Origin of the sequence: Anaeromyxobacter sp. PSR-1 (assembly GCF_000964525.1) — a bacterium.
Classification (GTDB): domain Bacteria; phylum Myxococcota; class Myxococcia; order Myxococcales; family Anaeromyxobacteraceae; genus Anaeromyxobacter.
The window spans coordinates 1-7,932 of sequence record NZ_BAZG01000199.1; the positions used below are offsets into that span (position 1 = coordinate 1).

Annotated in this window: 7 protein-coding genes; 3 read left to right on the forward strand and 4 right to left on the reverse strand. The window is 75.0% G+C overall.

Annotated elements, in window-relative coordinates:
• Nucleotides 1-238 precede the first annotated feature (238 nt).
• Nucleotides 239-1,663, forward strand: a complete 1,425-nt coding sequence (gene mpl / locus PSR1_RS19930) for a UDP-N-acetylmuramate:L-alanyl-gamma-D-glutamyl-meso-diaminopimelate ligase (RefSeq protein WP_059439152.1) — start codon at nucleotides 239-241, stop codon at nucleotides 1,661-1,663.
• 127 nt (nucleotides 1,664-1,790) lie between these two features.
• Here the strand turns inward: mpl and PSR1_RS19935 are convergent, their stop codons facing one another.
• Together PSR1_RS19935 and PSR1_RS19940 are read right to left on the reverse strand one after the other, a co-directional pair.
• Nucleotides 1,791-2,825: a cytochrome c3 family protein gene (locus PSR1_RS19935; RefSeq protein WP_059439153.1), complete on the reverse strand. Its 1,035-nt coding sequence runs from the start codon at nucleotides 2,823-2,825 to the stop codon at nucleotides 1,791-1,793.
• Nucleotides 2,825-4,159 carry a hypothetical protein gene (locus tag PSR1_RS19940; protein WP_059439154.1) on the reverse strand — a complete coding sequence of 445 codons (1,335 nt, stop codon included), beginning with the start codon at nucleotides 4,157-4,159 and terminating at the stop codon, nucleotides 2,825-2,827. The genes PSR1_RS19935 and PSR1_RS19940 overlap by 1 nt, the downstream gene beginning before the upstream one ends.
• Before the next feature lie 257 nt (nucleotides 4,160-4,416).
• Here PSR1_RS19940 and PSR1_RS19945 point away from each other — a divergent pair, with 257 nt between their 5' ends.
• On the forward strand, nucleotides 4,417-4,965 hold the full coding sequence (locus PSR1_RS19945; protein WP_059439155.1) for a TlpA disulfide reductase family protein: 549 nt from the start codon (nucleotides 4,417-4,419) through the stop codon (nucleotides 4,963-4,965).
• Here the strand turns inward: PSR1_RS19945 and PSR1_RS19950 are convergent.
• Both PSR1_RS19950 and PSR1_RS19955 read right to left on the reverse strand, forming a co-directional pair.
• Nucleotides 4,934-6,718 carry a histone deacetylase gene (locus PSR1_RS19950; RefSeq protein ID WP_059439156.1) on the reverse strand — a complete coding sequence of 595 codons (1,785 nt, stop codon included), beginning with the start codon at nucleotides 6,716-6,718 and terminating at the stop codon, nucleotides 4,934-4,936. The genes PSR1_RS19945 and PSR1_RS19950 overlap by 32 nt on opposite strands.
• Nucleotides 6,719-6,733: 15 nt before the next feature.
• Nucleotides 6,734-7,033 carry a hypothetical protein gene (locus tag PSR1_RS19955; protein ID WP_059439157.1) on the reverse strand — a complete coding sequence of 100 codons (300 nt, stop codon included), beginning with the start codon at nucleotides 7,031-7,033 and terminating at the stop codon, nucleotides 6,734-6,736.
• A 112-nt stretch (nucleotides 7,034-7,145) separates the two neighbouring features.
• Here PSR1_RS19955 and PSR1_RS19960 point away from each other — a divergent pair.
• On the forward strand, nucleotides 7,146-7,932 hold a 787-nt coding region (locus PSR1_RS19960; protein ID WP_059439158.1), incomplete at its 3' end, for an inositol monophosphatase family protein.

A 7,932-nucleotide genomic window follows, 5' to 3' on the forward strand; every position in this document is an offset into this window, starting at 1 on the left:
GCTCGGCCACCTCGGGTTCACCGGGACCTCGCTCTGGATCGACCGCGACGCCCGCCTGGTGTGCGCGCTGCTCACCAACCACGTCCACCCCGCCGGCGAGAGCGACCGGCCGCGGATCCGCGCCTTCCGGCAGCGCTTCCACGACGCGGTGGCGGAGGCGCTGGGGATCGGGTAGGCCCTGCATCTCGCCGCCGCGCCCGCGCCCGCGCGCGCCCGCCGGAGCGGCACCGGAGCGAACGTGATCGACTGGAAGAGCGTGAAGCGCATCCACCTCATCGGCGTGGCCGGCACGGGCATGGGCTCGTTCGCCGGCATGCTGAAGGCCGCCGGCTACCAGGTCACCGGCTCGGACGAGAACGTCTACCCGCCCATGTCCACCCAGCTCGAGCGCTGGGGCATCGAGGCGATGACGCCCTACGACGCCGCGAACCTCGACCGCGCCCGGCCCGACCTGGTGGTGGTGGGCAACGTGGTGCGCTCGGTGAACCCGGAGGCGGCGGCGGTGCGCGAGCGGGGCCTGCCGCACGTCTCGTTCCCGGCGGCCCTGGGCGAGCTGTTCATCGGCCCGCGGCACGGCGTGGTGGTGGTGGGCACGCACGGCAAGACCACCACCTCCGCGATGATGGGCTTCGTGCTGCACCACGCCGGACGGGATCCGTCGTTCCTGGTGGGCGGCGTGACGCGCGACTTCGACTCGAACTTCCGCCTGGGGAGCGGCCCGCACTTCGTGGTCGAGGGCGACGAGTACGACACCGCCTACTTCGACAAGGGGCCGAAGTTCCTCCACTACCGGCCGCGCACCGCCATCTTCACGAGCTGCGAGCTGGACCACGCCGACATCTACCGCGACGAGGCGCACTACGAGTCGGCGTTCGAGCGGTTCGCCGACCTGCTCCCGCCGGACGGCTTCCTGGCCGCCTGCGCCGCGTACCAGAGCGTCCGGCGCATCTCCGCGCGGGCGCGGTGCCGCGTCGAGACCTACGGCGTGGACGTCCCCGGCGCCGACTGGGAGGCGCGCGGCCTGTCGCTCGGGCCGGACGGCGCGCGGTTCACGCTGGTGCGCCAGGGCGCGGCGCTCGCCGACGTCCACCTGCCGGTGGGCGGGGCGCACAACGTGGAGAACGCGCTGGGGGTCGCCGCCGCGGCCACCGCGCTCGGGCTCTCCCCCGCCGAGATCGCGGCCGGACTGGGCGCGTTCCACGGCGTGCGGCGCCGGCAGGAGGTGCGCGGCACGGCGGGCGGGGTGACGGTGATCGACGACTTCGCGCACCACCCGCGCGCGGTGAGGAAGACGCTGGCGGCGGTGCGCGGGAGCTTCCCCGGCGCCCGAGTGCTGGCCGCGTTCGAGCCGCGCTCCAACACCAGCCGGCGCAACCTGCACCAGGCCGACTACTCCGACCCGGCCACCTGGTCCGGCGCGGCCGAGGTGTTCGTCCTGCGCCCGGCCCCGACCGACCGCGTGCCCGAGGCGGAGCGCCTGGACGTGGACGCGGTGGTGCGCGCGCTCGCGGCGCACGGGCTGCCCGCGCGCGTGTTCGACGCGGTGGATCCCATGGTCGAGGCCATGGGGGCCGGCGCGCGCCCCGGCGACGTGGCGGTGGCCATGTCGAACGGCGCCTTCGGCGGCATCTGGGGCAAGCTGCTCGCGCGGCTAGGGCGCTGAGCGGCGCGCCGGGCACGCTCGCGGTTCGACAGGCTCACCGCGAGCGGGTTCCGGGGCGCCCCCTGCAAAGGAAAGGGCCCGGCCGCTCGCGCGACCGGGCCCTCGAGCTTCGTCCTGCTGCCCGGGGCTACGCCCCGTGGTGGCAGGCCGCGCACATCGCGTTCGACCGGCGATCGCCGGCGTCGTGCTTGCGCGCGAACGACTTCGGGTGCGGGCTCTTCGCCGCGAGGCCGCCGACCTGGTGGCAGGCGACGCACACCGCCGAGGCGCCGTTGTCGTGGCAGCCGGCGCAGGAGGTGATGTCGCGCCGGGCCGCGTCGCCGTGGAAGTGGCCGCTGGCCTTGTCGTTGGCCCAGCCGGCCGGGTGCACCGGGAACGGCGTGAGCGACTTCATGGTCAGGTTCTGCTGCGTGTGGCAGGAGTCGCAGAACGGGCTGCCGTGGCAGCGGCGGCAGCTCGACGGGTTCGCGCCCGCCTCGATCATGTGGCGCGAGACGTAGTCGCCGCGGTGGATGAAGTCGCGCTTCACCTCCTCCGGGAAGATCGAGGAGGGGAGGGCCGGCGTGGTCTGCGACGCGTGGCAGGTGGCGCAGTAGGTCTGGTCGTGGCAGGCCGCGCAGCTCTGCGCGCTGGTCCGCGAGTAGTTGCCGTGCGTCCGGAGCCAGTCGCCCGTGTGCGCGAACGCCGACTCGGGCACGAAGCCCTTCAGGTCGGTGTGGCAGGGCGTGCACTTCGCCTGCGCGAAGTCCATCTGGTGGTTGTGGCAGGAGGTGCAGGCGGCCATGGGCGGCGCCTTGATCTCCTTGTCGCCGGGCTCGGGGAGCGCCTGGTGGCAGGTCTTGCAGTCCTTCACCTTCGCCAGGTGATCCTGGTGCGAGAAGGTGAACCGGACCTCCTTCACCCGCTCGGGCACCTTCACCTGGCCGCGCGCGTCGTCGTGGCAGTCCGAGCAGCTCACGCTCACGTGGCGCTTGGGCTCGAGGCGGGTGGCCTTGTCGATGCCGGAGTGGCAGTCGAGGCAGGCCACGTCGGCCATGATGTGCGCCTCGTGCGTGAACTCGACGGCCGGCTGCTCCGCCGCCGCCGCGGTCACCGTCTTGCTGCTCTTCGCGCCGCAGGCCGCCAGCAGCGCGGCCGCGATCACCGGGACGATCCGGTTCATCACCGCACCTCCCGCACCGTGTAGGTCTGGTTGTAGACGAGCTTCGCCATGACGTCGTAGGTCTGTTCCATGAACGGGGTGACGCCGGCGCGCCCCGCCAGCACCGCGCTGAAGCCGCGGGCCAGCTCGATGCCGCCGCTGAGGGAGCCGGTGACGGCGAAGGACTCGCCGTTCACGTCCTCCTTGAAGAAGTAGCTCATCACGTCGGCCGCGGCGAACACCTTGCCGAAGCCCTGCTTGCCGTAGAGCCGCCCGGCCCAGTAGCCGTTCTCGAGCGCGTCGAGGTAGGTGATCTCGCCGCCCGCCTCGGTGGCGCCGCGGGTCCAGTCGGCGCGCACCACCAGGTCCTGGCCGAGGTAGCTGTTGTCCTCGGCGGTCTCGCCCGGCTCCACCGACAGGTGGTAGTCGCCGCCCACCGAGAAGCCGTGCCCGACCTCGTAGTCCAGGCCCACGCCGTACTCCTTGCGCGTGGAGGCGGAGAACACCGACAGGATCGAGTTCCGGGCCAGGAGCAGGTCCGGCGCCAGGAACCGCCAGTCGGCGGTGACCTCCAGCCGGTGCACCGGCTTCCAGCGCGCCGCCACGCTCGCCTCGCTGAAGCGCTCGTCGTACACGCTGAACGCGCCGAAGCCGGTGAAGGACACGGTCTGGAGCGGCTGCAGGCGGAAGTCCGCGCCCACCTCCTGGCGGACCGGGTCGCCCGCGTCCTCGACCACGTTCGCCGACGCGCCCACGTCCAGGCCGCGCCCGGCGTGGCCGGGGATCGCCAGCGACCAGCCCACCCGGCCGCCGTAGGCGAAGTCGCCGCCGGCCGGGTTCCAGCTCTTCAGGCCGGTGCGGGACGCGAACCGCTGCGCCACCGGCGAGCCGACGTAGCCGGACAGCCGGAAGCCGCCGGGCAGCACCAGGATGGCCTCGCCGCCGTCGATCTGGATCATGCGCGCGACGCCGCTCATGACGTGCTCGCGGCCCAGCCGCAGCGTGAGGCGCCGGTCGAGGAACCTCGCCTGCACCTGGGCGCTCATCAGGTCGCCGGTGAGGGACTCGCTGGTGCCGTTGTCCCAGCGGAGGCTGTCGAAGTCGTAGGAGCCCCAGCCCGAGAGCTGGAGCTGCAGGTCGTCGGCGATCGAGGTGCGGATGTCCCGCGCCGTGATGCTGACGATCTCGTAGGCGGGCACCACGGTGACGAGGTCGGGCTCCTGGCCCAGGCGGCGGTCGCGGGCCTGCTGGCCGGCGGAGACGAGGGTGGTCGAGGTGACCTCGACCGTGTCGGCGCCGGCGCCGGAGGCGGCGAGCAGCGCCACGGCGGCGACGATGTGTCTCGGAGTGCGCATCAGGATCTCACTCGACGGCGGGTCATGATTCACCCGGCGGCGCGGTGTCCGCCGCCCGGGTCGGCGCGGAAGATCGCACAGGCAGGCGTGCGCAATCTTGCGCTAGATCACGCGTAAGCGGGAGGCACGCTCCCACCTGGGATCCGGGCCCGGGGCGGGCGGTCACCTTGCGTGAACCGCCGCGGAGCGCAAGGACGCGTTCACGGCCCGCGCGGCGGTTGCGGGCGGGCCGCCGGGGTCGCGCTTACAATCGGGGGATGCGCCGCCCCCCGCTCGCCGCCGCCCTGCTCGCGCTCGCCGCCGCGTGCGCCGCCCCGCGCCCGCAGCAGCGCCCGATCCCGCGCCCGCCGCCGGGGCCGTCGCGCCTGGTCGGCGCGGAGATCTCGTTCTCGGCCCCGGATCTCGCCGGCCGGGAGGTCCAGGTGGGCGGCGCCGCCGGGCGCGGGCTGGTCCAGGTGGTGGACTTCTGGGCGAGCTGGTGCGAGCCCTGCAAGGAACAGCTGCCGCACCTCGACCGGCTGGCGCGGGACCACCGCGGCGAGGGGCTGCGGGTCACCGGCGTGGCGTTCGACGAGGACCGGGCCGCGGTGGAGGCGTTCCTGGCGCCCGCCCCGGTCGCGTTCCAGATCCTCTGGGATCCGGGCGGGACCGCCCTCGGCGAGCGGCTCGACGTCCAGCGGCTGCCCACGACGCTCGTGATCGACCGGCGCGGGGTGGTGCGCCACGTGCATCGCGGCTACGACCGCGCCGAGGGCGAGAAGCTGGACGACGAGGTCAGGCAGCTCCTGGCGGAGCCGGCGCCTTGACCGCCGCCCGGGGCGCCTCGGGCAGCAGCGTGAACCGCACCCGCTCGCGCTCGCGCTCCACCTCCCCGGGCTCGGACGGCGACTCGCGCAGCCAGTACGCCATCTCGTCCGCCTCCCACGCGTAGGGCCGCCCGTCGAGGAGCACGCGCCCGTCGGAGACCGCGCGCGTCGCCTCGAGCAGCGGCACCGCCGCGAGGTCCCGGACCAGGGCCTCGAAGCGTCCCTGCCGCTCCGGGTCGATGAACGCGAACGCGTGCCGGGCGGCGTAGGCGGTGTGGAAGTGCGCCGGCCGGAAGGCGACCCCGCCCAGCCCGAGGCGGATGGCCATGCGCGCCAGCATCGACCCGGCCTCGCGCGCCAGCCCGAGCCCCGGCACCTCCTGGCCGGGCAGCCGCGGCCGCCGGTCGCTGAACTGCGCCCGCGGGTTGCGCAGCGAGAGCCAGTGGACGAACAGCACCTCGACCCCGAGCACGTGCCGCCGCTCCAGGATCAGCTCGACGAGCAGGTGCTCCTGCCCCTCCGCCTCGCCGTGGAGCCGCACCCGCTCGCCCAGGCCGGCGGAGTCGAACCCGACCCGGAACTGCCGGTAGCCCATCCGCTCGAGCTGCTCCAGCACGCCGTAGCGGAACAGCGCGTGCTCGATGCCGGAGGCGGTGTAGAAGCCGAGCAGCAGCCGCTGGCGGCGCGGCCGCATGCCGAGGGCCTCCTCGAGGTCCTCGGCGGTGATGTCGCCGGTGTCGCCCAGGTCGCCGGGCAGGATCCGCTGCGAGACCAGCTCGAAGCGGGCGGAGAGCGGGTCGTACTCGTCCGGGATGGGCGCGAGCGAGCCCGCCGCGACGGCCATGCCGGTGCCGGCCAGCGCGCGCCAGGAGCGCCGCGAGTAGCCGCCCGCCGCCAGCCACACGCTGGGCACGAAGTCCAGCTCGGCGGCGACGAGCAGGTCGCGCTCGCGCACGCCGTCGAGGGAGAGCCCGAGCTGGCCGAAGCGATCGCCGGCCAGCACGTCGCCGCCCGCCAGCACGAACGCGAGCTGCGGCCGGGGCATCCGCGAGAGCAGCGCGCCGAGCGCCTCGATGTAGGCGGCGTCGCCGCTGCCGGGCGGCAGCACCGTCTCGTCCACGCCCTCGAGCGGCCCCCAGTCCGACCCGGAGATGGAGCCGATCCAGTGATCGGGATCCTGCGCCAGGCAGGCGGCGATGCCGTCGGGCGGGTGCGCGTCGAGGTCGAGCACCGCCACGCGGCCCGTGAACCCCTCGGCGCGGAGCGCGGCGACGGCGACGGCGACGTCGTTGAGCGGGCAGAAGCCGCCGGCCGCGCCGGGGAACGCGTGGTGGAAGCCGCCCAGCAGGTTGAGCGCCGGGGCGCGGGTGCGGAGCGTCTCGCGCGCCGCGCCCAGCGTGCCGCCGCAGGCCAGCCGGACCGTGGTCATCACCTCGTCCACCGGGACGTCGGACGGGTCCACCGCGAACACCCGCGCCAGCGTCTCGGCGTGGCCCAGCGACTCGAGCAGCTCCGCGCCGTGGACGCGCGCCAGGTCCTCGAACGAGATCCGCCGCGGCGCGCGCCGCCGGGGGCGCGGCACGGCGCCGCACTCGGCCAGCCACCAGGCCACGAAGTCGGCGCGGCGCGGCTCCACGCCGGCGCCGGACTCCAGGCCGGAGAGCGGCAGCCGGTAGCGCGGGTCGTACCAGAGCGTCACGTCCCGGCGGTAGAACCAGGAGCGGAGCCGGTACAGGAGGGCGCGCGGGCGCATTGCGCGGCGCCGGGGTCACCCGCGCGGCGGCGGCGCGAACGGCGGCTCGCTGCTGGCCGGCGGGGGCACGCGGGGGGCGCCCTTCTTGCGGCCGGACCAGGCGGACATCATCCAGCCCACGATGGTCTCGAACGCGAGCCAGCCGATCGCGATCCAGACGGCGCCGCTCATGCGGCTCAGGCTGGCGGAGCAGTGGCGGTACTGCACCTCGATCGGATCGGCGACGTAGGTGGACCAGGGCATCGCCCAGGCGACCACGTACACCACCAGGCCGAGGAGGAAGATCGTCCGGAGCACGGCGAGCGCCTTGAGCATCCGGTCATTCTACCAAGCGAGCGGGCCGGGCGCTCCGTCCGAGCGCGCGCGCCGCCGCTGCGGGGCGGGGCGGGGCGGGCTATCCTCCGCGGGCGGAAAGGAGCCGGGGCGGATGAGCGAGGCGACGGAGCTGCGGGAGGCCTGCGCCGAGGCGGCGCGGCGCGGCGGGGCGGTGCTGCGGGAGCGGTGGGGCCAGGCGCGCTCGGTGGAGCTGAAGGGCGAGATCGACCTCGTCACCGACGCGGACCGGGCGAGCGAGGCGGCGGTGCTGGGCTTCCTGCGCGGCCGCTTCCCCGGGGCCGGGATCCTGGCGGAGGAGTCGGGCGCGAGCGGCGGCGGGGGCGGCGAGGCCGGGCTCCGCTTCGTGGTGGACCCGCTCGACGGGACCACCAACTACGCGCACGGGCTGCCGCAGTTCGCGGTGAACGTGGCCGCGCTCGACGGCGCCGGGATCGCCGCCGGCGCGACCTACGATCCGCTGCGCGACGAGCTGTTCACCGGGGCCCGCGGCGGCGGGGCGCACCTGAACGGCGCGCCGCTGCGGGCGTCCGCGCGGGGCGAGCTGGTGCAGGCGCTGCTCGTCACCGGCTTCCCGTACGACGTGCACCAGCGCCACGAGCGGCCGCTCAGGCTGTTCGGCGCGTTCGTGCGGCGCGCCCGGGGCGTGCGCCGGCTCGGGAGCGCGGCGCTCGACCTCGCCTACGTGGCGGCGGGGCGCTTCGACGGCTTCTGGGAGGAGCGGCTCAAGCCGTGGGACGTGGCGCCGGGGATCCTGATCGCGCGCGAGGCCGGGGCCCTCGTCACCGACCTGGAGGGCGGCGACCGGATGCTGGAGACCGGCGACATCCTGGCCGCGGCGCCGGCGCTGCACGCGCCCATGCTGGAGGTCATCCGGCGCG

Bases quoted from the DNA above. Each gene is read 5' to 3' on its own strand.
- PSR1_RS19935 (WP_059439153.1), bottom strand. From the start codon at position 2,825: ATGAACCGGATCGTCCCGGTGATCGCGGCCGCGCTGCTGGCGGCCTGC.
- PSR1_RS19940 (WP_059439154.1), bottom strand. From the start codon at position 4,159: ATGCGCACTCCGAGACACATCGTCGCCGCCGTGGCGCTGCTCGCCGCC.
- PSR1_RS19945 (WP_059439155.1), top strand. From the start codon at position 4,417: ATGCGCCGCCCCCCGCTCGCCGCCGCCCTGCTCGCGCTCGCCGCCGCG.
- PSR1_RS19950 (WP_059439156.1), bottom strand. From the start codon at position 6,718: ATGCGCCCGCGCGCCCTCCTGTACCGGCTCCGCTCCTGGTTCTACCGC.
- PSR1_RS19955 (WP_059439157.1), bottom strand. From the start codon at position 7,033: ATGCTCAAGGCGCTCGCCGTGCTCCGGACGATCTTCCTCCTCGGCCTG.